Genomic DNA, 26,866 nt, shown 5'->3' on the forward strand with positions numbered 1-26,866 from the left:
GTCAATTAAAGGATATGGGTGGGCAATGCCCACCCTACGGTTTACTTATAAGCCAATTTGTTGAATAAAGTCCTGAAAGACGGTCAAATTAACCGTATCACGCACAATTAAAAACACCCCTAAACTTAATAACAAGACTAAACCTGTTTGCATGATTCCTTCTTGCAGTTTTAAAGGTAAGGGTTTTCCGAGTAATCCTTCAAACAATAAAAAGACGAGTTGTCCCCCATCTAAGGCAGGTAAGGGCAAAATGTTAATAATAGCCAAATTAATGCTAATTAAAGCCCCAAATTGAAACAAATTCCCGGCATTATTCTGAGCAATACTTGCCCCATATTCCACAATTTTGACAGGCCCTGCTACTTGTTTAACATTTTCCTGAAAATTACTAATCAGTTGCCAAAAGCCCTTAACCGTCAAAGTCGCTAAATTTTCATAAGCTTCTGCACTATAGGTAAAAGCTTCGATGAAATTTTTGGACTGATTTAACTTTATATTGGGAAGCAATCCAACCCCAATTTTTCCCTCTCCTTCTTCATTACTTTGGGGAATTACTGTCAGATTTAAGGTTTGATCGTCTCGTTTTACCGTTAAATTTAAGGGCTGATTCACCGAATTTTGCACCTTTTCAATGAAGATCGTTGTTGCTTCTGGAAATTCACCCAAAGGTTGATCATTCAAGGCAATTACAACATCACCCCCTTGCATTCCTGCTGTCATCGCTGGGGAAGCGGGATCTACTTGAGGAATCACTAACCCTGCTTGAATATCTTGAATGCCAATGGTTGCAACTTGTCCCACCAACAGAAAGTAAGCAAAAATAAGATTAGCAATGACTCCCGCACTAATCACAATAGCGCGATCAAAAATCGGACGATTACGGAGTAAATTAGGATCATCAGGGGTAATATCACTATCAGGATCATCATCAGGAAAACCCACAAATCCCCCCAAAGGAATGGCACAAAGGGTATATTCCGTCTCAGGGCCTTTATATTTGGCTAAAACGGGGCCAAACCCGATGGAAAATCGGTTAACATGAATCCCTTGTAACCTAGCTGCGGCAAAGTGGCCTAATTCATGAACAACAATTAAAATAACCAAGACTGCGATCGCGGCCAAAACTGACATAATAAACTAAGATGGATGATCTAAAATGGCTTGAGGAAAAGATCCCCATTTAAAAATCTTATCAAAATTCCCTGATAATTCCCACTTTGGAAGAAGTAAAAAGTAAGAAGTTAGATGATGTGGAGTGCTGCACGACGAAACGAGAAGGCAAATTAGCGTCTTGAGATGATTATCAAGTAATTTGGCAGAGATTTGGGGGTTCACAAAGAATTAAGGTAAACCCTTTATTTGTAAAGCTTTAAACCAAAAACTAGCTGACGAATAATTCAGCTAGTTCTTAAATCAGAAAAACCGAGACTTTAGGCTAGTTTCTTGTTAACGAATCGGTTCAACATCAATGGTGTTTCCCTGAGATAAAATATCTTTTTGCTGTATATTCCCTTCGCTGTTTCCCTGAGTATTCTTTTTGGGACGATTTTCTAAAATCAAACTAGATAATTCAGCCACTAATAAAGAAATCAGCAACCCATCGTCAATCCAGCCAATAATTGGGATAAAATCTGGGGCAATATCAATGGGACTTACCAAATAAAGAACTGTTCCAATAATCACAAACCAGCGATACTTGGGATGCTTGATTTTTTCTCTATACCAATTGTAAAACGCTTGAATAATTGAATTCATGCTGATTCCTTAAAAGTTTAACTAATAACAGTTTGACCGAAATTGACTCTGATCAACAAGGGGAGATTTCCGCCCAAATGATTCGGGTTTATTCGGTAAGCTTAGAGACAACTTATTCTAAAACTTAAGTTTTTTTAAAGAATTTTAAGGGGATGGTTTAGGGATCAACAATTGTTGACCCCTAAATTAAATCATCTAATATTTCCGTTCTTTCGGTTCAAACATATTGATAACTACAGGCATATATTGAACATCAATACCAGCAGCAGAATAATAGGCTAAAGTATGTTTTAAGAAATTGGGATCATCCCGTTTTGTATAATCTTCCCGTGAATGGGCCCCGCGACTTTCTTGGCGGTTTAAGGCAGAGGTTAAAATCATTTCTCCTACTACCATAATACTCTGTAATTCCATCGCTTCGATTAATTCTGTATTCCAACAACTTCCTTGATCATCAAGATAAGCTTGCTCATATTGTGCTTTAAACTCTTGGATTTTTTCGAGTCCTTCTTTCATTAATGCTTCCGTCCGAAACACCCCACAATGTTCGGCCATAGAGTCTTGAAATTGTTGTCTTAATGCCCCCAACCGAATCGTTCCTTTTTTATTTAAAAGACTTTCAATGCGTTGTTTTGCCCCATCTAAATAAGCTTGAGCATCAAAATCAGAAAACTTACGATCTTGCACATAACTAGCAATATTTCGCCCCGTAATTCTGCCATAAACAACACATTCTAATAAGGAATTACTGCCTAAACGGTTGGCCCCATGTACCGACACACAAGCACATTCTCCGGCCGCAAAAAACCCTTCCGTCAAGCGATCGCCACTCAATCTAACCCGACCTTGGGTATTCACCGGAATGCCTCCCATGCAATAATGGGCAGTAGGACGGACGGGCATGGGTTCATAAACCGCATCAACCCCGACCAAACGATGGGCTTCTTCCCAACAAAAAGGAACCCGACTCATGATTTTTTCTTCGCCCATGTGACGCAAATCTAGGTACACAAAGGGCCCTCCTGGGCTACCATCAAGATGAACACCCCGGCCGGCCCGTATTTCGAGGGTAATGGCGCGAGAGGTGATGTCACGAGGGGCTAATTCCATGCGGGAGGGGGCATAATCTTCCATAAATCGCCGGCCTTCGCTATTAATAAGATAGGCTCCTTCTCCCCTAACAGCTTCAGAAATTAAGACACCGACGGGATATAATCCAGTAGGGTGAAACTGCACAAATTCCATGTCTTCTAAAGGAACCCCTGCGATCGCAGACATAGCTAACCCGTCCCCAGTGGAAGCATAATCATTAGAGGTGGTATTAAAAACCCGTCCATAGCCTCCTGTGGCAAACATTACCACCTTACTGCGAACAATCTCAAGCTTGCCATCTTCAATGCGATACATGAGAATGCCTTTAGCTTCCCCATCTTCGAGGATCAATTGCATCACATACCATTCATCATAAATTGTTACCCCATTGCGGCGTAGGTTATTAACTAATTCATGAAGGATAGCATGGCCTGTTTTGTCAGCAGCGTAACAAGTCCGGTTATGGGTATGGCCTCCAAAAGCCCGTTGAGCAATTTTCCCATCTTCTAAACGGGAGAATAAAACCCCCATGTGTTCTAAATCAATAATAACATCAGGGGCTTCTTGGGTGAGGAGAGCGACGGCATCTTGATCTGCCAGATAGTCTGATCCTTTAACCGTATCAAAGGCGTGGGCCTCCCAGCTATCTTTGGGATCAACATTTTTTAAGCTGGCAGCAATACCCCCCTGGGCCGCGACGGAGTGGGAACGAATGGGATGGGTTTTGGCCACGACAGCAACATCGACAGTCGGGGTGAGGCGTTTAATTTCTAAGGCGGCGCGACATCCTGCTAAACCACCACCAATAATGACCACATCGTGTTGTAACATCTTCCATCAGGCTAGAGCATTTATATTTCTGACTCTAACTTATTCACGAGCAAATACCCCCGAAGCAAAGTTAAAGATTTCATTAGGAGTTAGCTCCTGAAAGGGGAAGATCAATATCCCACCGCGTTTCTGCTAACAGGAGGAGACTGGCTAACATGATGAGGCCTGTGGCTAAAAATTGCCAACCGATCACGTAGGGTAAGATAGCGATGCCAAGAAAATGCAATAATCCTGTTAACAACAAGGCGCGGGAGTTTACACCCCATCCTGTGATCAGATATCCTAACCCACATAACCCTAACCAAAGGTGAGAAAGATTGGCTAAAATATGAACCCACCCTAAAAAAATACCGCAGTCGGTGAGAATTACGCCACCAACCATGATGATTACCCAGGTGTAGAGTATCCATTGAATTTGTTTAACTTGCACCCAGAAATAGGTGAGAATGACCATGGCCAGGGTTCCCGCTAGGGTTAAGATTGACCAGATGATGGCTTGGGTTGTCCAGCTAATGGGGGAAAATTGGGCTGTAATGAAAATTGCGGCGGAAATTAGTCCCCAAATCACGAAAACTTGGTCAAGACAACTATAAATGCCAGAATATATTGTTTTTCCAGCTATTTTTAAATAAAGGCTGAGGAATCCTTGAAATTCCTGGCAATAGATTTCCCTTTGCTTCGATTGAAGAATGGGCTGTGTTCGATTTAATAAATTCATTGAAAGTGAATGAATGCCTATATTAAGTTTTTAAATTAACCTGCTTCTCATAAACTTTACAATAATATACACTTTTTTTCAAGCTCCAGCCCAAAATCAGTATTTCTCGTTAAATTCAGATTTTCATGAAGAAAACATTATAATTTTACGGTTTTTGTCTTTTGTATGGTATGTTTTTTTATTCTATTTTTGATAGTTTAGCCCTAATTATAGATGGGATCTCTGCTTGTTTCTTGCCACAAAAATTGATGAGAATCAACTATTTTATATTCACCAAAAATTTCTGTTGGTAATAATATTGCGACACCCAAAACATCAATAGAGACTCCATCTTCTACGAAAATTTTAATAATTTCTTGTCCTTGGTTAATTAAACTAATTTCTAAATCGATGACTTGACCTTCTTCCGTTAAAATCTGCAACAATTCAGCAGAAGACAAAAGCAGTGTTTCTTCATTGTTAATACACTGAGTTAATTGATTTCCCATCTTTCCGGTGGCATCAATATCTAATATATTCCATTGATCATTAGGATATATTTTATCTAAATATTGGATGATTACAGCAATCCTATCTTCTAATTTTTCTGTTTGTTTATAACAGAGAGTAACTGCCCATTTTTCTCTAATACTCATAATAATTCTGGTTCCTTATCTTTTGGGTTTTTGGTGTTTATATACTGGTGTTCCATCTGCATACCCCGCAGATATTTTTTGAGTCACTTGATACCTCTTACTTAAATAATATCTATAAATTATTGAAATAGTATCTTAAAAATTCCTTCTTCTTTTACTCCTTAGTTAAAAAAACTACTTACAGACGCAGGATGTTATTTTGAACAACTTAGGATTTTATAAAATAAGAAACCTTGTCCTTGTAATATCATGAGAGAGAGTAAACCTACACAGAAATTCCTATTACCACAGTGACAGAATCCAAAAGCTACAAGGACACCGTTAACCTACCCCAAACTAATTTTAGTATGCGGGCCAATGCCGTGAATCGAGAACCAGAATTACAGCAATTTTGGGCAGAAAATCAGATTTATGAGAAATTATCCCAAGAAAATCCTGGGGACTTGTTTATTCTGCATGATGGACCTCCTTATGCTAACGGGTCACTCCACATGGGTCACGCATTGAATAAAACCCTCAAAGACATTATCAATAAATACAAATTATTGCAAGGTCACAAAGTCCGTTATGTACCTGGTTGGGACTGTCACGGACTCCCCATTGAACTCAAAGTTTTGCAAAGTATGAAGTCTCAAGAAAGGGAGGGTTTAACCCCCATCAAATTACGTCGCAAAGCGCGAGATTTTGCTCTTAAAACTCAACAAGAACAGTGTGAGGGTTTCAAACGGTTCGGAGTTTGGGGAGACTGGGAAAACCCCTATTTAACCCTCACTCCTGAATACGAAGCGGCCCAAATTGGGGTATTTGGAGAAATGGCCCTCAAAGGGTATATTTATCGAGGTCTTAAACCTGTTCATTGGAGTCCTAGTTCTCAAACTGCCTTAGCTGAGGCAGAATTAGAATATCCTGAAGGTCATACTTCCCGTAGTGTTTTTGCTGCTTTTCCTATTATTAAATCCTCCAAAGAAGCAGAAAAAACTTTAAAACCTTTCTTATCTAATTTAGGGGTTGCTATTTGGACAACTACCCCCTGGACATTGCCTGGAAATTTAGCAGTTGCCCTTAATCCTGATCTCACTTATGCTGTAGTAGAACAGACTTCTAAGCTTTGCAACTATCAATATTTAATTGTAGCAGCCGATTTAGTGGAGAAGTTATCAGCTACTTTTGAAACATCTTTAAAGGTTAAAGCAACTCTCCCAGGAAAGGATTTAGAACATACAATTTATCGTCATCCTTTGTTTGATAGAGAGAGTGAAATTCTCATCGGTGGCGATTATGTTACCACAGAATCAGGGACAGGTTTAGTGCATACGGCTCCTGGTCATGGACAAGAAGATTATATCGTCGGTCAACGCTATGGTTTGCCAATTTTGTCTCCCGTTGATGCGAAAGGAAACTTTACGGAAGAAGCGGGACAATTTGCAGGGTTAAATGTTCTCAAAGATGCCAATGAAGTCATTATCAATGAACTGAAAGAAAAGGGAGCATTATTAAAAGAAGAACCCTATCAACATAAATATCCTTATGATTGGCGAACCAAAAAACCGACTATTTTTCGTGCAACAGAACAATGGTTTGCCTCAGTAGAAGGGTTCCGAGATGCAGCATTAAAAGCGATTAAAACAGTCAATTGGATTCCCTCTCAAGGAGAAAATCGTATTACTCCTATGGTCAGCGATCGCTCAGATTGGTGTATCTCTCGTCAGCGTAGTTGGGGTGTGCCTATTCCTGTTTTTTATAATGAAGAAACAAACGAACCTTTACTAACCGCAGAAACTATAAATAATGTAAAAAAAATCATTGCAAAAAAAGGTTCTGATGCTTGGTGGGAGATGTCTGTAGAGGAATTACTACCTAAGAAATACCAGAAAGATGCTCATAAATACCGCAAGGGAACAGATACAATGGATGTGTGGTTTGATTCTGGTTCTTCTTGGGCCGCAGTAGCAAAACAACGACCGGAATTAAAATATCCTGTTGATATGTATTTAGAAGGAACTGATCAACATCGGGGATGGTTTCAGTCTAGTTTGTTAACCAGTGTCGCGGTTAATGATATTGCCCCATATAAGACAGTATTGACTCATGGTTTCGTCTTAGATGAAAAAGGACGAAAGATGAGTAAATCAGAAGGAAATATCGTTGATCCTCAAATCATTATTAATGGGGGTAAAAATCAGAAACAAGAACCGCCTTATGGGGCAGATGTGTTACGATTATGGGTGTCATCGGTAGATTATTCTTCAGATGTTCCCGTTGGACAAACCATCTTGAAGCAATTATCAGATGTTTACCGCAAAATTCGCAATACAGCGCGATTTTTATTAGGCAACTTACATGATTTTGATCCGAAAAAGCATACAGTTGCTTATGAGGAATTGCCGGAATTAGATCAATATATGTTACATCGCATCACCGAAGTTTTCACAGAGGTAACAGATGCGTTTGAAACTTATCAATTCTTCCGTTTCTTCCAAACTGTCCAAAATTTCTGTGTGGTAGATTTATCTAATTTCTATCTAGATATTGCCAAAGATAGACTCTATATTTCTCATCCTGAGTCTATCCGTCGTCGCAGTTGTCAAACAGTATTAGCAGTCGCTGTAGAAAGTTTAGCTAAAGCAATTGCTCCTGTATTATGTCACATGGCCGAAGATATTTGGCAATTCTTACCCTACGAAACCCCTTATAAATCAGTTTTTGAGGCAGGATGGGTCAAAACATCAAAACAGTGGGAAAACCCAGACTTAGGGGCTTCCTGGGCAAAATTACGGCAAATTAGAGCAGAAGTCAATAAGGTTCTTGAACAGGCCAGAAATGAGAAAGCGATCGGGTCATCTTTGGATGCAAAAGTGTTACTTTATGTCTCAGATAAAGACTTGAGAAAACAACTCGAAGCATTCAACCCTGATGATAGTTTAACGGGGAATAAAGTGGATGAATTACGCTATTTTGTCTTAGCTTCTCAAGTGGAATTAGTGGATAGTTTAGAAAACCTTAAAAAGGCAGACTATCAAAGCGAGTCTGACTTAGTTTCTGTGGGGGTAATAAAAGCAGAAGGAGAGAAGTGCGATCGCTGTTGGAACTATTCTACAAAAGTCGGAGAATTTAAAGATGATCCGACAATTTGTGAACGGTGTAATGATGCTTTAGTGGGTGAATTTTAGGGACTATTAAGGTGCGTTAATAGCGCACCTTTCCCTTAATATGAAAAGAATAAAATAGTTTTGTGTTTTAAATCAATCAATAATCATGCAAATCACTTCCTTGACTATTAAAAATTATAAGGCTTTTCAAAATATTACTATTAGTAATATTCCAAGATTTTGTGTATTTGTTGGTGCAAATGGTACAGGGAAAAGTACGCTTTTTGATATCTTTGGTTTTTTAAGAGATTCTCTCAAAAATAATGTTCGTCAAAGTTTACAACTTAGAGGAGGATTTAAAGAAGTAATTACACGAGGACATGAAGACGAAGAAATTTATTTTGAAATTAAATTTAGGATGGAAATTCTTGACAAAGAAAGATTAGTTACCTATGTTCTAGAAATTGGTTTAGAAAATAATAAACCTATAGTAAAAAGAGAAATTCTTCGTTATAAACGTGGTAGTCAAGGATCTCCTTTTCATTTTCTAGACTTTAAGAATGGTAAAGGTTATGCTATAACAAATGAAGAAGATTTTGATAAAACAGAGGAACAACTAACTCGTGAAGAACAAACACTTGACGCAAAAGATATTTTAGCGATTAAAGGACTTGGACAATTTCAACGCTTTAAAGCTGCTAGTGCATTTCGACTTTTAATCGAAAATTGGCACGTATCTGATTTTCATATCAGTGCTGCTAGAGGTAGTAAAGATGCTGGATATGCAGAACATTTATCCACAACAGGAGATAACTTACCTTTAGTTGCTCAATATATTTATGAAAATCACAAAGATATTTTTGAGCATATTTTAGAAAAAATGAAGCAAAGAGTTCCTGGAGTTTCTAAAGTAGAAGCAAAAGAAACTGACGATGGACGTTTAATTCTAAAGTTTCAAGATGAATCTTTTCATGATCCTTTTATTGCTCGTTATGTTTCTGATGGAACCATTAAAATGTTTGCCTACCTTGTTTTATTGCATGATCCGAATCCCCATCCTCTTTTATGTGTCGAAGAACCAGAAAATCAATTATATCCTTTATTATTACAAGAATTAGCTGAAGAATTTGAAGCTTATACCCGTTCAGAAGGACAGGTTTTTGTTAGCACTCACTCTCCTGATTTTCTTAATGCTGTTGATTTGAATAATATATTTTGGTTAGAAAAACATGAAGGAATTACAAAAGTTTATCGTGCTTCTGAACAAGAATTATTAAATAATCTATTTCAAGAAGGAGATCTACCTGGGTATTTATGGAAACAGGGACTTTTTGGAGGTATTGATCCAACATGAACGATGACTATGATTTAGTTTTTTTACTGGAAGAAGCTTCTATGAAAGCACTGTTAGATATTTTGTTACCTAGAATTATTCCAAAATTGGTTAGTAATTATCAGCAAATAAGTGGTTCAAGAAAAATAGGTCAATATCTAGAAGTGGACAAGTTAGAAAAAAATACATCTCACAGCTTTAAGATTTTTATGAAGGGATTGCAGAAAATATTAGCAGAACTGTAGAAACAGACTTAAAATATCAGACCATTTCTCAACCTTATATTGTGGCTGCCATGACCGAAGCGGCTGAGATTTCGCCTCAAGATAAGGTGCTAGAAATTGGCACAGGCTCTGGCTATCAAACAGCTATTTTAGGGGAATTAGCCCAAGAAGTCTATACTATTGAAATCATCCCCGAATTAGCCGAAATAGCGAGTCATATTTTACAAGAGCTTGGCTATCATAATATTCATAGTAAAGTCGATGACGGTTATCTCGGTTGGGCAGAATATGCGCCTTATGATGCCATTTTAGTGACTGCTGCTCCGCCAAATATTCCCCCTCAATTGAAAGAGCAACTCGCTACAAACGGGAGGATAATAATTCCCGTTGGTACCTTCTCCCAAGAACTATTAATCCTCAAAAAAACCGTTGATGTATGGGTTCAGCAGTCAATGTTCCCCGTGAGATTTGTGCCACTGACTCGGTAAATTTCCGGAACCCGATGCCCACTTAATGAAGTACCCCTTGTTGTCAGTATGAACCTAGCACCCTGAATCTTTAGGAGAATTTTATGGACGATCGCAGAATAGAAGCCCTCAGAATTCGCCGTGATGCTGCTGAAGTTGCTAGTGAACGCCCCCATCCCCTTCATATTAGCAATGGGGAGGAGTTTCGCTATCGCAACAGTGAGAATAAACCCACCCATCTGGCCAACTATAGCAAAGGATTACCCCATTGCGAAAAAACAGGTGTGATCGTTAATGCTGAGGACTATCAACAGTTTGTACGGGGTATTGATTCAGGGGATGTGCGTGACTTCCGGGATACTCCCCTAGGCCCACCTAACCAAGATGGAGTACCCTTTCCTAAATGGCAATCCCACATTGCTCAAACCAGCAAAGGGTGCAAAGTTCCTGTTCGAGCTTGGGAAAGTGCGGGGGCCGGTTCTACCTTTGATTTACAAGGGCCTGATTCTCAATCTTTGACTATGCCTCCTGCTCCTGAATTGGACAGTGAAGAATTAATCACAGAAATGATTGAAATCTATGGCATGGCTCTTTTAAGAGATGTTCCCTTTGCCAATTTTAATAGTTCTACTGAAGTTCAAAAAGTTGTTGATTTACTTAACCAGTCTCCTTGGATTAAAAATCAAGCCACTAATTACATTCATTTAACCGATGCTGAGCAAAAACGGTTACGGGGCCCCTTTACCAAGCAAACAGTATTCCGAGGTATTGCACCTGGGGATAATGTAGGGCCATACTTATCTCAATTTCTTTTAGTCGGAAATCAAGGACTAGAAAATATACAGTCTCTCAGTGATGGCTATATTGCCTATGGTGCTATCCGCGTCGATCAACGAATACGGGTAGCTGAACCTCTAAAAGATTATATGACAACTTGGGAAGCTTGGGTGGATGTCCAAAATGGGGCAGATTTACGAGGCATAGAAACTTATTCTGAAACGCCCGCCCCTTATCGTTTTATGGCTACACCCCGTGATTTAGCCACCTACGTCCATTATGATGCTCTCTATGAAGCCTATTTGAATGCTTGTTTAATCATGTTGGGGCTAAAAATTCCCTTTGATCCCGGTATTCCCTTCCAAGGGGCTGATTTTAAGGATAAACAACAAGGGTTTGCTCAATTTGGTGGCCCTCATATCCTGTCTTTAGTAACAGAAGTGGCAACCCGCGCCCTCAAAGCGGTACGTTTCCAGAAGTTTAATGTCCATCGTCGTCTGCGGCCTGAAGCTGTTAGCGGTTGGGTGACACGGTATGTTAATGATGATACCAAAGGCATTGAAGCCATTAAACCCCTAGTAGATGGTTTAGGGGAAGGTCTTTTGAAGGCAGTGGCTGACCATAACTGCAAACAAAACCAGAAATTTAGCGATCGCACCAGTGATGCTAATAATTGTTACAAGGCTTCTTATTTGCTGCCTATGGCTTTTCCTGAAGGTTCCCCCATGCACCCGGCTTATGGTGCGGGTCATGCCACCGTTGCGGGTGCTTGTGTTACCATTCTCAAGGCATTTTTTGATGCGGGTGCTACCTTAAATTTTGCTTTTCAACCTAGTGCCGATGGTAGTAAATTAGAACCCGTGACCTTAGATAAACCTTTAACAGTTGAAGGGGAATTAAACAAAATCGCCGCAAATATTGCTATTGGACGGAATTGGGCCGGGGTTCACTACTTCACAGATTATATTGAATCTCTCCGTCTTGGGGAACAAGTTGCGATCGGTATTCTCCAAGAACAAAAGTTAACCTATGGGGAAAACTTTTCCATGACAATTCCTCTGTTTGATGGGGGCAGTATTCGCATCTAAGTTTGATTTTTCCGATTGCTGAGTTCGTATCATTTCGATACGTCCCCCGTCAAAAGACGGGGGTTTTTTATGTTATATTAAATTTTTTTAGAGATAATGGATCATGAGTAAACCCAATTTCGAGGCCATGAGTCGTGAGGAGTTAGCACGCTTCATGGTGTCTCATCGAGATACCCCGGATGAAATCGAAGCAAGAAGCGTCTATATCCGTCGTATGGCTGAAAATGCTAAACGTTGTGGGATTGAATTTTATAAACCCCATTTACAACCAAATTCAGTAGAAAATAACAGCGATCGCTGATCAATAAAACCTGTTTTTTTATTTTTTTAAGGCTAAGGTTAACCCATCAGCAATAGGAACTAAACTAAGGTTAATTCTGGGATCTTGGTGCAGTTTTTCATTAAAAGCACGAATTTTTTGGGTTCGATTATCTTGTATCTCAGATTCAGCAACTTTACCCCCCCACAACACATTATCAACGGCAATTAATCCCCCTTCTCTGACTAACCATAAGGCTTTTTCGTAATAATTATCATAATTGCTTTTATCGGCATCAATAAAGGCAAAATCAAAGGTGTTACTTTGTCCTTCTCCTATCAGTTTATCTAAGGTTTCTAATGCGGGTGCTATGCGTAAATCAATTTTATTGGCGACTCCTGCTTTTTCCCAATAATGTTGGGCAATTTTTGTCGTTTCTTCATCAACATCACAGGCAATTATTTGACCATCTGGCGGTAAAGCTAAGGCAACAACTAAGGCACTATAGCCTGTAAATACCCCAATATCTAAGGTTTTTTTTGCTCCCATTAATTGCACTAATAAAGCCATAAATTGTCCTTGCTCTGGGGCAATTTGCATCATGGCCATGGGATGTTTTGCTGTTTCTTGTCGCAGTTGTTTAAGTATTTCTGATTCTCTCACAGAAACAGTCTGAAAATATTGGTATAAATTGGGTGCAAGTCCTAGAGTTTGATTCGCCATATTGTTTAATTATTATTAGATATTTTTTTCATTCTGACTTCTGACTTCTGACTTCATTTACCCTCCGCCAACAATGGTGACAATTTCTAAGCGATCGCCTGTTTTTAATTCGGTATTTTCCCAATATTGTCTGTGTAAAATTTCTCCATTGTATTCGACAGCAACTAAACGAGGATTTAAACCCAAATTTACTAAAAATTGGGGCAAAATAGTTTGAGGGGAACAGGTTTCTGGTTTTCCATTGACTTGTAAACTGATGGTTTCTCTTGTATTCATATTCTAATTTATTGTGAGTTTAGTTAACAATTCTTCGGTGATTTTTTGGGGATCTTCTGCTTCCATAATTGCGCGAACAACTGCCATTTGTTTCGCCCCTGCTGCCATGACTTCATTAATATTAATTGTATCAATTCCCCCAATGGCAAACCAAGGAACCGGAGACTTTTTTGCTGAATAATTAACATAGTCTAATCCTGCGGGTTTTTTACCTGCTTTGGTTGGGGTTGCATACACTGGCCCAACCCCAATATAGTCTGCTCCTTCTGCGATCGCTTTGGCCATTTCTTGCTCATTTGTAGTGGAACGTCCGATAATTCTATTAGGCCCTAATATTTGTCTAGCTAAGGCAATGGGAATGTCTTGTTGTCCTAAATGTACTCCATCTGCTTTAACAGCTAGAGCGATATCAACCCGATCATTCATAATAAATAGGGCATCATATTGATGACATAATTCACAGAGCTTGTGAGCGATTTCTAGGCGAATAATATCATTCGCATTTTTCTCTCTATATTGTACTAATTTTAAGCCTCCTTGTAAAGCAGCTTCAACAATTTTTAATATATTTTCAGAAGGAGATGTTACCAGATATAAATTAGCATTTGTTAATTTTTGGTAACGGTAACATTGTAATAAATCACTTTCTAAAGTATAGACTTTATAGCGCATTTGTTTAAACGTAATTCCCATGTTAGGATTATAAAGTTTGCCATATTCTTCTAATACCCGTAAAGCTTCTTGAACCCGACATAAATTAGCTTGTAGTAGTTGATCAATACTGCTTCTTTTTTCCTCTTGTGGATGAGATAATTCTGTTCCTGGATCATTAGGAGTATCTCTCGCCATGCGTAAATCTGAACCATGCCAATTAGCAATTTCTTGACGCATTTGCTTACATTTTTCGGCGAGGTTACTATTTTCCAGACCAAAGCGACACCATTCTTCTATTATTCTTAATCCTTCTCTAGCGCGATCAAGGTTAGCATCTAAAATACGGGGAATTGATAAACTGGTATGATTTTTTTGAGTCATAATTATTTTACGACGGCTCCAGAGTTGACATACGGCAAATTGCCGTATAGTATGAAAGTTGTAATCCTTTAATAATATATATGGTTCGTCGATATGGCTAATGTGAATCATTCAAAACAAATGGCCAGACTTGAGGCTCGTATCACCCCAGAAACTAAAGCTCTCTTTCAGAAAGCTGCAAATCTGGAAGGGCGTACTTTGACAGATTTTGTTGTTGCAAGTGTTCAAGCAGAAGCTAGTCGAGTCATTCAGAAACACCAAACACTTAAGCTGAGTGTTGAGGATAGCGAAGCTTTTGTCGATGCACTCCTTAATCCTCCAAAGCCTAATGATTCTCTGAAATCAGCCGCTATACGCTATAAGCAAGTAATGTCAGATTGATGGTTGTAAGGATCGAGCCGCTTAATGCTCGTAAGCATATTCGTAAAGGGTTTTCCTGTGGAAAGGATAGCTTAGACAATTACATACGTCAGCAGGCATCTCAAGATCTCAAAAAGCGAGTTACAACTGTGTTCGTTTTATTTGATGAGCCTAATTTTAACATATTGGCATATTACACGCTCTCTTCATTCACTCTTGATATTACAGATCTAGACGAAGCTTTTGCAAAACGCCTGCCCCGTTACCCACGATTGCCAGCTACACTGTTGGGTCGTTTAGCTGTAGATTATAAACATAAGGGCAAGGGATTCGGGGAGTTGATGTTGTTGGATGCTCTTAAAAAGTCGCTGGATGTCTCTAAACAAGTGGCCTCTCTAGCTGTGATAGCTGAAGCTTTAGATGAGCAAGCCTTAAATTTCTATAAAAAGTATGGCTTTCAACAATTTAAGCAAAATCCTATTAAGCTATACTTTCCAATGAAATCTATTGAAGAACTATGAAAGACAAAGAGTTGAGCAATACCTCTCGCACTAATTGGGAAGTATTAGTCGAATAGTAGGCCTAACTTGATTGAGGAAAGGAGATTCAGAGGGGGAATAGGAAGAAGTGGACATTTATCCGTGATTTGCCTTATTATAACCTCATACGAGATATTGTACAGCAACTGCGATACAATTATAAGTTAGGCTGCTCAATCCTCGATGGTGACAGTAATTAAAAATTATGTGTTGTGTGTTTAAGGTTTAGAAAACCTGTGACTTTCCGATTTCAGGGTGAGTAGAATTTGACTAGCTATGAAAATTCTATTAAAGCTATGCCGGAAATACCTATTTGGGAAGTAAGACTCACTGTATACGGTTCAATTACAGTTGAGAAAACGCTGCGTTTGAATGAGTTAAAGGGCTTTCGATTGCCTGATCCCTTCTACAGTGACATTGAAATTCGACGAAATCGATCAACTTCAGGAGTAGGAGCAACTGTTACAGCTTATGCACCAACAGAACAACTTGCTCGTGAGGCAGCAATTTTATTTTTCGGTCAAATGCTCGATGCACTCGCAGTCCAAATCAATCAACCACTCTATTTAAACTTTCGTGATCGCCAAAACATTAGCAATGCAACTCATAAAACCTTAAGAAGGGTCAGAAAAGAAGAATGGCAAGAGGCATTTAAAGAAGCGCGGCTTTTGGCTTCAACCGAGACGACTTTCTTGAGAGCCTTGGGGTGGTATGGTAAGGGTTTACATACCGAAGATCCCTTTGACAAGTTCTTGGCTTTTTGGAACGCAATTGAAATAGTGGCAAGCAAATATCATCCTCAGATACCTGAAGGAAAAGCAAAGGGTTCAAAAAGCCAAACTTGGGAAAGCTTCAAAGCCTTGTGGGGTGAATGTGAAGATTGGGAAATTATTAAAGGACAAACACAATGGATTGATGATAATTATGAAGTTCGCAAAACAATTGCTCATGGTACGCAGCCGATAGACATTGAAACAGTTAGGGAAGTTGCTCAAAGAATCGATACCATAGAGCGGGTAGCACACAAATTTCTTCTTGAGTGGAGGCAGCAAAAGCTTAATCCACAAGTTCCTCCAGAACTTAGAGAGATGTTGAGATAATTGTCATTTCAGCAAGAAGGGCAAATCGATATGAACGACAAAGACTTAAGCAATACCTCTCGTACTAATTGGGCAGCACTAGAGGCAATAGATGATGAAACAATTGATTACTCTGATATTCCACCATTGACAGAGGAGTTTTTTGAAAAGGCTACTTTAAGAATTCCTGCATCCCAAGCACAGCAGTTAGTTCAGATTGAACCTGATGTGTTGGAGTGGTTCCAAGCTCAAGGTGGTGAATACAAAGCTTTAATCAACTCAATTTTGCGTCATTACATTGAAAGTCAAGGTGAACAGCCAGCAGTGTAACCGGATTTGGTATCACCACCTCATTACTATCTCACCTTAAGCAGCCATTTCTAAGCGTTTTAACATAGTTGCTCTAGCTTGATAGGCTAAAGTATCATCTAGGGGACTTAAAGTAACTTCAGTTTGATATTTTTTTTGTAAAGCTCTTTTAATTAACCAATCAGCCAGAAAAGGATTTTTGGGTAATAAGGGGCCATGGGAATAAGTAGCGATCGCCTGACGATAAAAAGCCCCTTCATAACCATCTTCCCCATTATTACCATAACCTTTAAGCACCTTTCCCAAAGGTTGAACATCCCCTAAGTAAGTCCGTCCCCCATGATTTTCAAACCCAATAATTATCGGAGGTTTTCCTAACATTTTGCTTAAATCTTCAGCTAAGGGAGAAGCCGTAATTTCAAAGACCACATTACCAATACAACGGGAAGCGTCGGGGCCCGGATGTTTACTAACTAAATCTAATAATCCTAACCCATCAATGCGTTGTCCTAAAGCGGGTTCATAATAATGGCCCAATAATTGCGGGGAACCACAAGTAAACACCCCTGGGGTTCCCTCATCTAATTTAGCCTTTAATGCTGCTGCTTTTGCCCCTTTTAAGTCCCGCATGACTAATTCTTGTTGACGATCTTGGGCCCCACCCCCGACAATTAAATCAACCTCAGAAAATTGAGACACTTCCGCTTGTTGATCTAGAGGTTTGATAGTTACTGGAATACCACGCCATTGACAACGCCTTTGTAGACAGATAACGTTACCGCGATCGCCATAGGTACTCATCAGATTAGGATAAAGCCAACCAATAATCAAGGTTTGGGTTTGGGACATAAACAGATTATCGTAAACTTGCTGATTGAACTAATAATAAACCACCTGCGCCCAATCCCAAAAGATTAGGCAACCAGGCCCCGAAAAATGGATTTAAAATGCCCCAAATACCGAGGGAACTAGCCACGAAAGAGAGCAGATAATAGGCAAAAATCAGGCCAACACAAATCCCAAAACTGGTCGCTTTATTAGTATTTTGGGGTCTGACTCCAATCGCTGCCCCTACCAGGCCAAAAACTAAACAAACAAAGGGCAAAGCATACTTTTCTTGTAAACGCACCTGGACTTTTCGTACCCGTTTTTCATCCCCACTCAATTTCATCGCTTGGAGATATTCTCTTGTTTCACTGATGGTCATTTCTGTGAAATTTTGGCGACGATTTGCCAAATCTAAGGGGGCGCGAGGTAAGGCTAATTGTTGATGTTCAAAGCGTACAATATTACGATAGGAACCATCGGGAGCAATAATATAAACCGTCCCATTAAAAAAATCCCAGGTATTCGTTGAAAGATTCCAAGTAGCTGATTCGGCAGTGACAATTTGGTTAACATCTTCTTGGGTACGATCCAAAATAGTCAACCCTGTCATATTTTCCCCATTGTATTCTTCAGCATAAAATAGCCTGGTTAATATAGATAAATCTTGACCATCTTCATCTTGAATCGTTTTATATTCAGGATAGACAATATTGCGTTCTTTAAAATCGGGACGTTCCTGATTAACTGCTTTTTCTAAGGTAACAGCAGCTTCATGGGTAGCGGCCGGGGCCACCCAGTCATTAACCACAAAGGCAAATCCTGTCACCACTAAACTAAAGAAAATCGCCGGAATCACCAAACGATAAACACTGATCCCTAAACTTCTGAGGGCAATCAGTTCACTATCACTAGATAAACGACTATAGGCCATCAAAGAAGCGAGTAGCATCCCCATCGGAAAGGCCAAACTAATAAATCCAGGCATTTTTAATAAGAGGATTTTTAGGGCCACAGAGAGGAGAAGTCCTGATTCAGTAACACGACGTACCAGATCGAATAATGTCCCAATGGAAAGGCCCAGAGAGGTAAAAATCCCCATCCCAAACAAAAAGGGTAGAAGGAGTTCAATAAACAGGTAACGATCCATGATCGAGAGGCCGGGGATCTGGGGTTTCAACTTGATTTTAACGGGGTTTGCTTGACCGATATCCATGAGATGTGTGGGTTTAGAGTTGGAAGTTTTCCCCTAAATAATACTGTCGCACTAGGGAATTGTTATAAAGTTCTTCGGCACTACCGGCCGCTAAAATTTGACCATCCCGCATAATATAGGCGCGGTTGGTAATGGCCAGGGTTTCTCGCACATTGTGATCCGTGATCAAAATTCCCATTTTGCGATCGCGTAATTGGGCGATCATGGTTTGAATTTCTGAGACAGCAATGGGGTCAACTCCGGCAAAGGGTTCATCTAATAATAAAAAATCTGGCCCGTCTTGGCCCACCGCTAAAGATCTGGCTAATTCTGTCCTGCGTCTTTCTCCCCCTGAGACTTGAGAACCTTGGGTATTAGCGATTTTTTCTAGGCGAAACTCTCTCAAGAGATCATGGAGGCGTTGGGTTCGTTGTCGAAAGGGGACATTAGTTTGTTCGAGGGCTAATTGAATATTTTCTAGGACACTCAAATGACGAAAAATGCTGGCCTGTTGAGTCATATAACCAATGCCTAAGCGGGCCCGTCTATTTAGGGGTAAGCGAGTAACTTCTTTTTGGTTAAGCCAAACTTTGCCTTTATTGGGTTTGACGAGGCCGGTAGCAATATAAAAGGTGGTGGTTTTGCCGGCCCCATTAGGGCCAAGGAGTCCCACAATTTCACCAGGGGCCACTTTGATGTTGACTCGGTTGACAACTTGGCGTTTTCCGTAGACTTTATGAATGTTTTCTAAAATGAGCGTCATAGTTTAGGTTAGAAGTCGGGGGTAGGCAAGGGAGTATCGAAGACAGGAGGGGGAGCAACGGGGGTGGGTTCTGGGGGACTGTCTTCCGCTTCGGTGACTAAATATATTGATTCTACCTGTTGAGCAGATTCTGGGGTGGCAATAAAGCGGCCTTCGTCAATTAAATAGGTCATGGTTTCGGCCCGCATACTGTTTCCCTCTTGGAGAACATAAACATTACCTGTGAGAACTAAACGGCGTTCTCGGCTAAAATATTGAGCTTGGGCTGAGGTTCCTTGAATATCACGGGAAGGATAGAAGATTTGTACGTTTCCTCTTGCGGTGACGACTCCGGTTTCTGAGTTGGCTTCTTGGATGTCGGAACGGACGGTTAGGGGACTATTGGGAGGTGGGGGTGCAGTTTGGGCCTGGGCGGTTTTGGGGATGCCTTTGAGGGCGATGATACTCATGATGACGGCAAGGGTACAGCCGATGGTTCCGAAGGTGCTTTTAATGACTGGGACGGGAATGGATAACATGATTGATCTTTAAGGAGGGATTCAAATTTATTCTAATGTTTAGTTTACTCAATCCTCTGACTAATGGTTAAGGCCAGTTGATTCTAGAAATTTTAACGCAAGAAGATTCGAGAATTGTTTGAATATCCTAAATTAGCCAAAGCAATATCTGAGTAGTTCACCAGTTTACCCTCTATTTTTGACACCAAAATGTCATAACAGTGTCACAGGGTTGTCATCTCCCCAGTTTATATTAAAAATGTCAGTCCAAAGCTGTTTTCCGATCAAGTCGCTCCTCACTGGACTGACTTTTCTTCCTATTATTAACCTTAAAATAACGACAATGATGAAAGACGACACTTTAAACTCCTCTTATCTACAACCTAACCTAAAAAAATCTCAACCTTCCTTTTGGCAAAAACCCATCACTTCTTTGTCCTTGGTATTATTAGGAATGGGGGTGGGTATTGGGGGAACTGTCGCTTTTAGTTATCCCAATCTCTTGGCAGAAGCAAGCAAAAATATAACTGGTTCACAACCCGCATTTGCTCAAAATCAATTAGCGGCTATTCCTCCTTTAAGTTCGGAAAATTTTGTTACCGATGTGGTTAAGGAAGTGGGGCCGGCAGTAGTGCGAATTGATGCTTCTCGTACAGTGAAAGCTGAAGTCCCACCGATGCTTGAAGATCCGGCTTTTCGTCGCTTTTTTGGCTCACAAATGCCTAATGTTCCTGATAGTCAAATTCAACGGGGAACGGGGTCAGGTTTTATTTTAAGTCAGGATGGGAAAATTTTAACTAATGCTCATGTGGTTGATGGGACTAGTGAAGTGACAGTCACTTTAAAAGATGGCCGCTCTTTCACAGGCAAAGTATTAGGAACTGACCCGGTTACTGATGTGGCTGTGATTAAAATTGAAGCTGATAATTTACCTACCGTTAAAGCTGGTAATTCTGACAATCTTCAGGTGGGAGAATGGGCAATTGCTATCGGTAATCCATTAGGGTTAGATAATACGGTAACGACGGGAATTGTTAGTGCTACAGGACGGTTAAGTTCTCAAGTGGGAGTCGGAGATAAAAGAGTTGAGTTTATTCAAACTGATGCAGCCATTAATCCTGGAAATTCAGGTGGCCCACTTCTCAATGCAAGGGGTGAAGTGATCGGAATCAATACAGCTATTATTAAAGATGCCCAAGGAATTGGTTTTTCTATTCCCATTAATAAGGCTGAACAAATTGCCAAAAAATTAATTGCTACTGGTAAAGTAGAACATCCTTATTTGGGAATTCAGATGGTAGAAATTACCCCTGAAATTAAAGAAAAATTGCAAGAAACTGAGGGCATCAAAGTTAATGCTGACTCAGGAGTCTTAATTGTTAAGGTTATGCCAAATTCTCCAGCAGATCGCTCAGGTTTAAAAGCGGGAGATGTCTTACAATCAATTGAACAACAACCTCTAAAAAATCCTGGAGAAGTACAACAAGCGGTTGATAAAGTAGAGGTTGGTGAAACATTACCCTTACAAATTGAACGCAATGGCAATTCCCTAAATCTTAATGTTAAAGTTGGACTATTGCCCAAGCAATAACGAAAATTTTAAGAGTTTGGTAAGTTTGGTACTTCGGTAGAGACGTGAATTTTTACGTCTCTATTTTCTATTTTAAAATAAAGTCAAGACATGATAAAATATTTTTGCTAGAACCAAGAGAATTACTATGTTACAAATTCTGACAGGATTTGGGTTTTTATCAGGAATGAGTTATCCTTTTCGACTGTTGGGAGTCTTTAAGTCCCATTCTCGTCTTTTATCCTATATTATTGTTCCTATTCTCCTTAATTTTGTTATTGCTATTTTTCTTGATGTTGGGTTATTTTTGTTTGGTTGGGAATTAACTCAAGTCTTAACTGACACCATTATTCAACGTCTTGATCTTTTCTTAGTTAACCTTCCTAGTTGGTTAGGAGGTTTAGATTATTTAATTGTTGTTTTGGGATTTTTATTACGAATAATATTTGGGATTTTATTATTGGTTTTAACGGGATTTTTGTTGGTTCAATTTGGGGTGATTTTAGGTGCGCCTTGGTATGGTAAGTTATCAGAAGAATTAGAAAAAATTACAACAGGAAATGTTCAAGTTATTGAAGTTGGATTTATGGGAGATATTTGGCGAGCAATTCTTTTTGAAATTAAAAAATTAGTATTAATTATTAGTCTCGGATTTTTATTGTTTTTCTTAAATGTTTTACCAGGGTTTGGGACTTTACTTTCTCCTATGGGTGGAATGATCTTAACAGGAACAATTCTTTGTTTAGATTTTTTTGATGCACCATTAGAAAGAAGACGACTTAAATTTAGAGAAAAATTAGGAATTATTTGGAAAAGTTTGCCAGCAAGTGCAGGATTTTCTCTAGTTTGTTTATTCTTAATTGCTATTCCTTTTGTTAATTTATTAACGATTCCTTTTTGTGTTGGTGGAGGGACATTATTTGTCTGCGATCGCATTTTACAAAAAGGGTTACTCCCCTCAGAAAATCAATCATTTATTCCTCAATAATTGTTCGTTGACTTTATTAATAATATGGATATTTCGACCTTAATAAAAAAACTTCAAAATCCTGAATTTTATCCCCATTCAGTTAAAACACCGATTGAAGTTATGCAAACCCATTCATCAGTTGTTTTTTTAACGGGAGATTATGCTTATAAACTCAAGAAACCTGTTAATTTTGGATTTCTCAACTATTCAACTCTCGATAAACGGCAACATTTTTTAACCCAAGAGTTGAACATGAATCAAGTGATCGCACCAGATATTTATTTAGAAGTTTTACCAATTACTGACGATAATAAGCAATTAAATTTATCAGGCGAGGGAGAAATTATTGACTATATTTTAAAGATGAATCAATTTCCTCAAAACTGTTTATTAATTAATCTATTTGAAGCCGGAAAATTACAAGAATATCATCTAAAAGAACTTGGAAAAACCATAGCAGAATTCCATAAAAACACTAAAACGAATGATTATATTCGCAGTTTTGGTGACATTGAAATAATCAAAAAATCCATTGATGAAAATTATCAGCGCACTGAAAAATATATCGGCATTGCACAAAGTAAACAACAATATCAGGAAACTAAACAATTTACAGATCGCTATTTTTCAGCCAATAAAAAACTATTTGAAAATCGAAGAAAGCATGATAAAATAAGAGAGTGTCATGGAGATTTACATCTAAAAAATATTTGTTTATGGCATGACAAAATCCAACTATTTGATCGCATTGAGTTTAACGAAGAATTCCGTTTAGTTGATGTGATGTTTGATGTAGCATTTACTGTCATGGATTTAGACGCAAGAAACCGTCAAGACTTCAGTAATATTTTTCTCAATACCTATCTAGAATATACCGGAGACTGGGAAGGTTTGCCAGTCTTACCAGTTTATCTTTCTCGTCAAGCTTATGTAAGAGCAAAAGTCAATTCAATGTTGCTTGATGACCCCAATATTTCCCAAAAAGAAAAACAAGAAGCAACCCAAACTGCCGCTAATTATTATCATCTTGCTTGGCAATATACCCAACAACATCAAGGGCAAATTATCCTAATGTCAGGGTTATCGGGTTCCGGTAAAACCACCATTGCAAAATACCTTGCTAAGCAGATCAATGGTATTTTAATTCGCTCTGATGCTCTCCGTAAACACTTAACAGGAATTCCCTTAAACCAAACTGGGGGCGATGACATTTATACTCAAGAAATGAATGAAAAAACCTATAATCGCTTAATTGAATTGGGCCAAATTCTAGCACAACATGGGTTTTCTGTGATTTTAGATGCTAAATTTGATCGTCATATTTGGCGGGAACTTGTAATTAATTGGTCCAAAAATAATCAGATTCCCCTGACAATTTTATACTGCGATGCCCCCAGAGAAGTCTTAATTGATCGCCTTTGTAAACGAACTGATGATATTTCTGATGCCACTCCTAATTTATTAGAAGAACAAGCAAAAAAAGCCGAATTATTTAATGAAATTGAGCAAGAATATGTTAAAATAATAGATACAACAACTGACTGGGAAAAATCTTTAAATTCTCTATTTAATACAAGGTAACAGGGAACAGCATTAACAACAAATATTTGTAGTCAATACTATATTTCTTAACCTTGGCCTTGCCAACCATAAGCAATATATAGCATCCCCAAAAATTCACCGCACGATTGTTCAAGAAAAAAAGTACACTAGAGGAATATCAAGCAATAAAGATTATGGCCCGTAGACCCCCACCTCGTTACTCTGACCCCCGTTCCAACCCTTCCCGTTACCCAGATCCAGAACCAAAAGTACCTAAGTTTAATTATGGGGCGATCGCCTTATTTGGGGGGATTTTCGTCTTAGGGATTGGAGTAGGGATTGGTGTCAGTTCTAGTGCGAGTTTTGACCCCCAAAATGTAGCCTCACGGGAAGTAATTGATAAAAGTGCGCCCAATGCGGAACTATGTGTACAATATGGTGCTAGTGCTATTGTGAGCGATTTGCGGGTATTTATCACCTTAAACCCCTTTAGTGTTTATGTGACTCAACCTGCGATGCAACCTGGTTGTGTGTTACGTCAGTCTAATATGACCTTATTGGAACAAAAACGCTTAATTACAGCAGAACAGGTCAGAGATTGTCGAAATCGGATGAATACATTCGGATTTGTCGGTACTTTGGAGAGTAAACCCAGAATTGACTGTATTTATTCTAATGATGCTGCAGGAAATTTATTTCTTAATCCTCCAGGATCGGTTAATCTTCGTTCAGAAGGGGAGAATTTTTAGATGATGAAAACATTAATAAATTATCCGTTAGTTGTTACCTAAGATCACACTCTAAATCTTGATTAAGAGGGGATTAAAGAAGGGTTGACAAATTATTATAGCAGATGGCTTTTTTTTCGGTTAGTTCTTTCTTTAAAGTTGCCTTAGAAAATTAAATTAACCAATAAATATTATATCGATAGTCCATTGATAAGTGTTTCGGGTCATCGTTAAGTCAAGTTTTGTAAAGGCGATCGCTATCAGAATTATAGGTGATACATTACAGAATTTTCAAGCTTACCCATTACTTATTTCTCTGTTGAAGCAACCAGCCTATTGCTGAATGAGGCTAACTCCGTTTATGCTATTAAACGAGAGAAAATATTTATAATAAAAGCAGCATGGCTATTCATCACAATCAAACCCTGACCATTGCCGTTATTGGAGACATTCACGATCAATGGGATGAGGAGGATAATTTCGCATTAGAACAGTTAAACATTGATCTTGCTTTATTTGTGGGAGATTTTGGCAATGAATCTGTCCCTATTGTTCGCTTAATTACGGAATTATCAATTCCGAAAGCGGTGATTATGGGGAATCATGATGCTTGGTATACTGCCTCTGCTTGGGGACGAAAACAATGTCCTTACAATCGAAATACAGAAGATTGGTTACAAGATCAATTAGATTTATTAGGAGACATTCATGTTGGTTATGATAAGCTAGATTTCCCTGAATTTAATTTATCCGTTGTCGGGAGTCGTCCCTATAGTTGGGGTGGCCCAGAATGGAAAAATAAGGAATTTTTACGCGACCGCTATGATGTAACTAACTTTGCTGAATCTACAGCAAAAATCCTATCTGCCTCCCAACAAACTACCTATGAAACGGTTATTTTCCTCGGACATAATGGCCCCGCAGGATTAGGAGAAAATCCTGAAGCAATGTGTGGAAGAGACTGGCAACCTTTAGGGGGTGATCATGGTGATCCTGATTTTGCCGAAGCGATTGAAAAAACTTATCTTCTGGGGAAAAATATTCCTTTAGTAACCTTTGGTCATATGCACCATCGTTTACGTCATACTCGTTCCCAACTGCGAACTAGAGTGAAAAATCATCACAATGGAACGGTTTACTTAAATGCAGCGAATGTCCCTCGTGTTATTGAAAAAGACGGGGAGAAATTACGAAATTTTTCTTTAGTTTCTTTAGAGAATCATCAAGTTGTTGAAATTTCTTTAGTTTGGGTTGATAATAATGGGGTGATCAAAGCTCAAGATTGTCTTTATGACCATCGAGTAGCCTTTTCTTCTGTCGTTTAATTGGTAATTAATGAAACACCAATCCGCAAAACTCAAATTTCTTTCCTTTAAATCTTCTCAAGTCTCCTCGACCTTATTAATTTATCTTCCTGGAATGGACGGCACAGGTGAATTATTTCATCGACAAGCTGAGAAATTGATTGATTTTTTTGCGATTCGTTGTTTATCGATTCCTTCCCATGATCAAAGTAATTGGCATGATTTAGCTAACAAAACTGTTCATTTAATTAAACAAGAATTACAGTCTCATCATGGATCTTCTGTTTATTTATGTGGGGAATCTTTTGGGGGATGTTTGGCCCTTAAAGTTGCGTTGAAAGCCCCTGAATTAATTGAAAAAATGATTTTAGTTAATCCAGCTTCTTCCTTTAATAAACGTCCTTGGTTGGGGTTAGGAGTTCAATTAAATCAATGGATGCCCAACTTTTTATATCAGAGTTCAACCGTAGGATTTTTACCTTTTTTGGGATCATTGGGAAGAATTGAAAAAGAGGATAGTCAAGCTTTATTAAAAGCCATGCAGTCCCTTCCCCAAGAAGTTGTTAGTTGGCGACTTGCATTATTAAGAGATTTTCAGATTAATCGAGAAACATTGAAACGCTTAAAACAACCGATTTTAATGTTAGCAAGTGATCAGGATAGATTATTACCTTCCGTAACAGAAGGACAACAATTAATGGGTTATTTTCCTCAAGGAATCTTGACAATTTTACCGAATAGTGGTCATGCTTGTTTGTTAGAAACTGACGTTAATTTAGCCGAAATTTTACATAAAAATGACTTTTTACCTAGTCTTGAAATTAAGCAATCTTGTTCCCAAAATGCCGCTTAAACTTCCCGATATTGTAGATAATCTGACCAG

The 26,866-nt window shown here is 38.9% G+C and carries 28 protein-coding genes; 16 read left to right on the plus strand and 12 right to left on the minus strand.

Annotated elements, in window-relative coordinates; genetic code table 11:
- Window positions 1-45: 45 nt before the first annotated feature.
- The 5 genes from rseP to VB715_RS06835 all read right to left on the minus strand — a co-directional run bounded on the left by rseP (window position 46) and on the right by VB715_RS06835 (window position 5,031).
- The gene (gene rseP / locus VB715_RS06815) at window positions 46-1,131 is read right to left on the minus strand and encodes an RIP metalloprotease RseP (RefSeq protein WP_323300439.1); all 1,086 of its coding nucleotides are present in this window, start codon (window positions 1,129-1,131) and stop codon (window positions 46-48) included.
- Window positions 1,132-1,446: 315 nt separating this feature from the next.
- Window positions 1,447-1,755, minus strand: a complete 309-nt coding sequence (locus VB715_RS06820; protein ID WP_323300440.1) for a YkvA family protein — start codon at window positions 1,753-1,755, stop codon at window positions 1,447-1,449.
- Window positions 1,756-1,950: 195 nt separating this feature from the next.
- Window positions 1,951-3,678, minus strand: a complete 1,728-nt coding sequence (locus VB715_RS06825) for a succinate dehydrogenase/fumarate reductase flavoprotein subunit (RefSeq protein ID WP_323300441.1) — start codon at window positions 3,676-3,678, stop codon at window positions 1,951-1,953.
- 82 nt (window positions 3,679-3,760) lie between these two features.
- Window positions 3,761-4,396, minus strand: coding sequence for a hypothetical protein (locus VB715_RS06830; RefSeq protein ID WP_323300442.1), 636 nt, complete (start codon window positions 4,394-4,396; stop codon window positions 3,761-3,763).
- Between the two features lie 203 nt (window positions 4,397-4,599).
- Window positions 4,600-5,031 (minus strand): hypothetical protein, encoded by a 432-nt coding sequence (locus VB715_RS06835; protein ID WP_323300443.1) that lies wholly within the window; start codon window positions 5,029-5,031, stop codon window positions 4,600-4,602.
- 290 nt (window positions 5,032-5,321) lie between these two features.
- Between VB715_RS06835 and ileS the strand changes: the two genes are divergently transcribed.
- The 6 genes from ileS (at window position 5,322) to VB715_RS06865 (ending at window position 12,310) form a co-directional block, all read left to right on the plus strand.
- Window positions 5,322-8,201, plus strand: a complete 2,880-nt coding sequence (ileS, locus tag VB715_RS06840; protein ID WP_323300444.1) for an isoleucine--tRNA ligase — start codon at window positions 5,322-5,324, stop codon at window positions 8,199-8,201.
- Between the two features lie 85 nt (window positions 8,202-8,286).
- Window positions 8,287-9,474, plus strand: coding sequence for an AAA family ATPase (locus tag VB715_RS06845; protein WP_323300445.1), 1,188 nt, complete (start codon window positions 8,287-8,289; stop codon window positions 9,472-9,474).
- Window positions 9,471-9,698, plus strand: a complete 228-nt coding sequence (locus tag VB715_RS06850; RefSeq protein WP_323300446.1) for a hypothetical protein — start codon at window positions 9,471-9,473, stop codon at window positions 9,696-9,698. The genes VB715_RS06845 and VB715_RS06850 overlap by 4 nt, the downstream gene beginning before the upstream one ends.
- The gene (pcm, locus tag VB715_RS06855; protein ID WP_323300578.1) at window positions 9,683-10,165 is read left to right on the plus strand and encodes a protein-L-isoaspartate O-methyltransferase; all 483 of its coding nucleotides are present in this window, start codon (window positions 9,683-9,685) and stop codon (window positions 10,163-10,165) included. The genes VB715_RS06850 and pcm overlap by 16 nt, the downstream gene beginning before the upstream one ends.
- Window positions 10,166-10,248: 83 nt before the next feature.
- The gene (locus VB715_RS06860) at window positions 10,249-12,009 is read left to right on the plus strand and encodes a vanadium-dependent haloperoxidase (RefSeq protein WP_323300447.1); all 1,761 of its coding nucleotides are present in this window, start codon (window positions 10,249-10,251) and stop codon (window positions 12,007-12,009) included.
- 103 nt (window positions 12,010-12,112) lie between these two features.
- Window positions 12,113-12,310, plus strand: coding sequence for a DUF6887 family protein (locus tag VB715_RS06865; RefSeq protein ID WP_323300448.1), 198 nt, complete (start codon window positions 12,113-12,115; stop codon window positions 12,308-12,310).
- Window positions 12,311-12,328: 18 nt separating this feature from the next.
- Here VB715_RS06865 and VB715_RS06870 read toward each other — a convergent pair whose 3' ends face one another.
- The 3 genes from VB715_RS06870 to VB715_RS06880 are packed head-to-tail and all read right to left on the minus strand — an operon-like array spanning window position 12,329 to window position 14,302.
- Window positions 12,329-12,991 (minus strand): class I SAM-dependent methyltransferase, encoded by a 663-nt coding sequence (locus VB715_RS06870; RefSeq protein WP_323300449.1) that lies wholly within the window; start codon window positions 12,989-12,991, stop codon window positions 12,329-12,331.
- A gap of 57 nt (window positions 12,992-13,048) precedes the next feature.
- Entirely contained in the window at window positions 13,049-13,267 is a 219-nt protein-coding gene (gene thiS / locus VB715_RS06875) for a sulfur carrier protein ThiS (protein ID WP_323300450.1), read from the minus strand.
- 3 nt (window positions 13,268-13,270) lie between these two features.
- The gene (locus VB715_RS06880; protein ID WP_323300451.1) at window positions 13,271-14,302 is read right to left on the minus strand and encodes a thiamine phosphate synthase; all 1,032 of its coding nucleotides are present in this window, start codon (window positions 14,300-14,302) and stop codon (window positions 13,271-13,273) included.
- A gap of 93 nt (window positions 14,303-14,395) precedes the next feature.
- Here VB715_RS06880 and VB715_RS06885 point away from each other — a divergent pair, with 93 nt between their 5' ends.
- The 4 genes from VB715_RS06885 to VB715_RS06900 all read left to right on the plus strand — a co-directional run bounded on the left by VB715_RS06885 (window position 14,396) and on the right by VB715_RS06900 (window position 16,610).
- Window positions 14,396-14,683, plus strand: a complete 288-nt coding sequence (locus VB715_RS06885; protein ID WP_323300452.1) for a DUF1778 domain-containing protein — start codon at window positions 14,396-14,398, stop codon at window positions 14,681-14,683.
- Complete coding sequence (locus tag VB715_RS06890; protein WP_323300453.1) at window positions 14,683-15,183, plus strand: GNAT family N-acetyltransferase; 501 nt, start codon at window positions 14,683-14,685, stop codon at window positions 15,181-15,183. The genes VB715_RS06885 and VB715_RS06890 overlap by 1 nt, the downstream gene beginning before the upstream one ends.
- A gap of 314 nt (window positions 15,184-15,497) precedes the next feature.
- Complete coding sequence (gene mauJ / locus VB715_RS06895; RefSeq protein WP_323300454.1) at window positions 15,498-16,301, plus strand: methylamine utilization protein MauJ; 804 nt, start codon at window positions 15,498-15,500, stop codon at window positions 16,299-16,301.
- Window positions 16,302-16,331: 30 nt separating this feature from the next.
- Window positions 16,332-16,610 carry a BrnA antitoxin family protein gene (locus tag VB715_RS06900; RefSeq protein WP_323300455.1) on the plus strand — a complete coding sequence of 93 codons (279 nt, stop codon included), beginning with the start codon at window positions 16,332-16,334 and terminating at the stop codon, window positions 16,608-16,610.
- Window positions 16,611-16,646: 36 nt separating this feature from the next.
- Here the strand turns inward: VB715_RS06900 and VB715_RS06905 are convergent, their stop codons facing one another.
- The 4 genes from VB715_RS06905 to VB715_RS06920 are packed head-to-tail and all read right to left on the minus strand — an operon-like array spanning window position 16,647 to window position 19,890.
- Window positions 16,647-17,438: a type 1 glutamine amidotransferase gene (locus VB715_RS06905; protein ID WP_323300456.1), complete on the minus strand. Its 792-nt coding sequence runs from the start codon at window positions 17,436-17,438 to the stop codon at window positions 16,647-16,649.
- Window positions 17,439-17,445: 7 nt separating this feature from the next.
- On the minus strand, window positions 17,446-18,630 hold the full coding sequence (locus VB715_RS06910; protein ID WP_323300457.1) for an LptF/LptG family permease: 1,185 nt from the start codon (window positions 18,628-18,630) through the stop codon (window positions 17,446-17,448).
- Between the two features lie 13 nt (window positions 18,631-18,643).
- Window positions 18,644-19,372 (minus strand): LPS export ABC transporter ATP-binding protein, encoded by a 729-nt coding sequence (gene lptB / locus VB715_RS06915; protein ID WP_323300458.1) that lies wholly within the window; start codon window positions 19,370-19,372, stop codon window positions 18,644-18,646.
- Window positions 19,373-19,380: 8 nt separating this feature from the next.
- Window positions 19,381-19,890, minus strand: coding sequence for an LptA/OstA family protein (locus VB715_RS06920; protein WP_323300459.1), 510 nt, complete (start codon window positions 19,888-19,890; stop codon window positions 19,381-19,383).
- 325 nt (window positions 19,891-20,215) lie between these two features.
- Between VB715_RS06920 and VB715_RS06925 the strand changes: the two genes are divergently transcribed.
- The 6 genes from VB715_RS06925 to VB715_RS06950 all read left to right on the plus strand — a co-directional run bounded on the left by VB715_RS06925 (window position 20,216) and on the right by VB715_RS06950 (window position 26,836).
- Entirely contained in the window at window positions 20,216-21,460 is a 1,245-nt protein-coding gene (locus tag VB715_RS06925) for an HhoA/HhoB/HtrA family serine endopeptidase (protein WP_323300579.1), read from the plus strand.
- A 127-nt stretch (window positions 21,461-21,587) separates the two neighbouring features.
- A complete protein-coding gene (locus tag VB715_RS06930) occupies window positions 21,588-22,427 on the plus strand; it encodes an EI24 domain-containing protein (RefSeq protein ID WP_323300460.1) in 840 nt (279 codons plus the stop codon).
- Between the two features lie 24 nt (window positions 22,428-22,451).
- Window positions 22,452-23,990, plus strand: coding sequence for an AAA family ATPase (locus tag VB715_RS06935; protein WP_323300461.1), 1,539 nt, complete (start codon window positions 22,452-22,454; stop codon window positions 23,988-23,990).
- Window positions 23,991-24,145: 155 nt separating this feature from the next.
- On the plus strand, window positions 24,146-24,700 hold the full coding sequence (locus VB715_RS06940) for a DUF3172 domain-containing protein (RefSeq protein ID WP_323300462.1): 555 nt from the start codon (window positions 24,146-24,148) through the stop codon (window positions 24,698-24,700).
- Window positions 24,701-25,080: 380 nt separating this feature from the next.
- Window positions 25,081-26,004 (plus strand): TIGR04168 family protein, encoded by a 924-nt coding sequence (locus VB715_RS06945; protein ID WP_323300463.1) that lies wholly within the window; start codon window positions 25,081-25,083, stop codon window positions 26,002-26,004.
- 10 nt (window positions 26,005-26,014) lie between these two features.
- Window positions 26,015-26,836, plus strand: coding sequence for an alpha/beta hydrolase (locus tag VB715_RS06950; protein ID WP_323300464.1), 822 nt, complete (start codon window positions 26,015-26,017; stop codon window positions 26,834-26,836).
- The last annotated feature ends 30 nt before the right edge of the window (window positions 26,837-26,866 follow it).

Source organism: Crocosphaera sp. UHCC 0190, assembly GCF_034932065.1.
Lineage (GTDB): Bacteria > Cyanobacteriota > Cyanobacteriia > Cyanobacteriales > Microcystaceae > UHCC-0190.

What these genes read in the sequence shown, in the direction of transcription:
- lptB (WP_323300458.1), bottom strand. Translation starts at nt 19,372, where the DNA reads ATGACGCTCATTTTAGAAAACATTCATAAAGTCTACGGAAAACGCCAA.
- VB715_RS06905 (WP_323300456.1), bottom strand. Translation starts at nt 17,438, where the DNA reads ATGTCCCAAACCCAAACCTTGATTATTGGTTGGCTTTATCCTAATCTG.
- VB715_RS06940 (WP_323300462.1), top strand. Translation starts at nt 24,146, where the DNA reads ATGGCCCGTAGACCCCCACCTCGTTACTCTGACCCCCGTTCCAACCCT.
- VB715_RS06920 (WP_323300459.1), bottom strand. Translation starts at nt 19,890, where the DNA reads ATGTTATCCATTCCCGTCCCAGTCATTAAAAGCACCTTCGGAACCATC.
- VB715_RS06860 (WP_323300447.1), top strand. Translation starts at nt 10,249, where the DNA reads ATGGACGATCGCAGAATAGAAGCCCTCAGAATTCGCCGTGATGCTGCT.
- VB715_RS06865 (WP_323300448.1), top strand. Translation starts at nt 12,113, where the DNA reads ATGAGTAAACCCAATTTCGAGGCCATGAGTCGTGAGGAGTTAGCACGC.
- VB715_RS06890 (WP_323300453.1), top strand. Translation starts at nt 14,683, where the DNA reads ATGGTTGTAAGGATCGAGCCGCTTAATGCTCGTAAGCATATTCGTAAA.
- VB715_RS06845 (WP_323300445.1), top strand. Translation starts at nt 8,287, where the DNA reads ATGCAAATCACTTCCTTGACTATTAAAAATTATAAGGCTTTTCAAAAT.
- VB715_RS06900 (WP_323300455.1), top strand. Translation starts at nt 16,332, where the DNA reads ATGAACGACAAAGACTTAAGCAATACCTCTCGTACTAATTGGGCAGCA.
- VB715_RS06825 (WP_323300441.1), bottom strand. Translation starts at nt 3,678, where the DNA reads ATGTTACAACACGATGTGGTCATTATTGGTGGTGGTTTAGCAGGATGT.
- VB715_RS06945 (WP_323300463.1), top strand. Translation starts at nt 25,081, where the DNA reads ATGGCTATTCATCACAATCAAACCCTGACCATTGCCGTTATTGGAGAC.
- VB715_RS06820 (WP_323300440.1), bottom strand. Translation starts at nt 1,755, where the DNA reads ATGAATTCAATTATTCAAGCGTTTTACAATTGGTATAGAGAAAAAATC.
- VB715_RS06925 (WP_323300579.1), top strand. Translation starts at nt 20,216, where the DNA reads ATGAAAGACGACACTTTAAACTCCTCTTATCTACAACCTAACCTAAAA.
- VB715_RS06850 (WP_323300446.1), top strand. Translation starts at nt 9,471, where the DNA reads ATGAACGATGACTATGATTTAGTTTTTTTACTGGAAGAAGCTTCTATG.
- VB715_RS06870 (WP_323300449.1), bottom strand. Translation starts at nt 12,991, where the DNA reads ATGGCGAATCAAACTCTAGGACTTGCACCCAATTTATACCAATATTTT.
- VB715_RS06880 (WP_323300451.1), bottom strand. Translation starts at nt 14,302, where the DNA reads ATGACTCAAAAAAATCATACCAGTTTATCAATTCCCCGTATTTTAGAT.
- VB715_RS06950 (WP_323300464.1), top strand. Translation starts at nt 26,015, where the DNA reads ATGAAACACCAATCCGCAAAACTCAAATTTCTTTCCTTTAAATCTTCT.
- VB715_RS06830 (WP_323300442.1), bottom strand. Translation starts at nt 4,396, where the DNA reads ATGAATTTATTAAATCGAACACAGCCCATTCTTCAATCGAAGCAAAGG.
- thiS (WP_323300450.1), bottom strand. Translation starts at nt 13,267, where the DNA reads ATGAATACAAGAGAAACCATCAGTTTACAAGTCAATGGAAAACCAGAA.
- VB715_RS06935 (WP_323300461.1), top strand. Translation starts at nt 22,452, where the DNA reads ATGGATATTTCGACCTTAATAAAAAAACTTCAAAATCCTGAATTTTAT.
- rseP (WP_323300439.1), bottom strand. Translation starts at nt 1,131, where the DNA reads ATGTCAGTTTTGGCCGCGATCGCAGTCTTGGTTATTTTAATTGTTGTT.
- VB715_RS06885 (WP_323300452.1), top strand. Translation starts at nt 14,396, where the DNA reads ATGGCTAATGTGAATCATTCAAAACAAATGGCCAGACTTGAGGCTCGT.
- VB715_RS06930 (WP_323300460.1), top strand. Translation starts at nt 21,588, where the DNA reads ATGTTACAAATTCTGACAGGATTTGGGTTTTTATCAGGAATGAGTTAT.
- VB715_RS06910 (WP_323300457.1), bottom strand. Translation starts at nt 18,630, where the DNA reads ATGGATATCGGTCAAGCAAACCCCGTTAAAATCAAGTTGAAACCCCAG.
- mauJ (WP_323300454.1), top strand. Translation starts at nt 15,498, where the DNA reads ATGCCGGAAATACCTATTTGGGAAGTAAGACTCACTGTATACGGTTCA.
- VB715_RS06835 (WP_323300443.1), bottom strand. Translation starts at nt 5,031, where the DNA reads ATGAGTATTAGAGAAAAATGGGCAGTTACTCTCTGTTATAAACAAACA.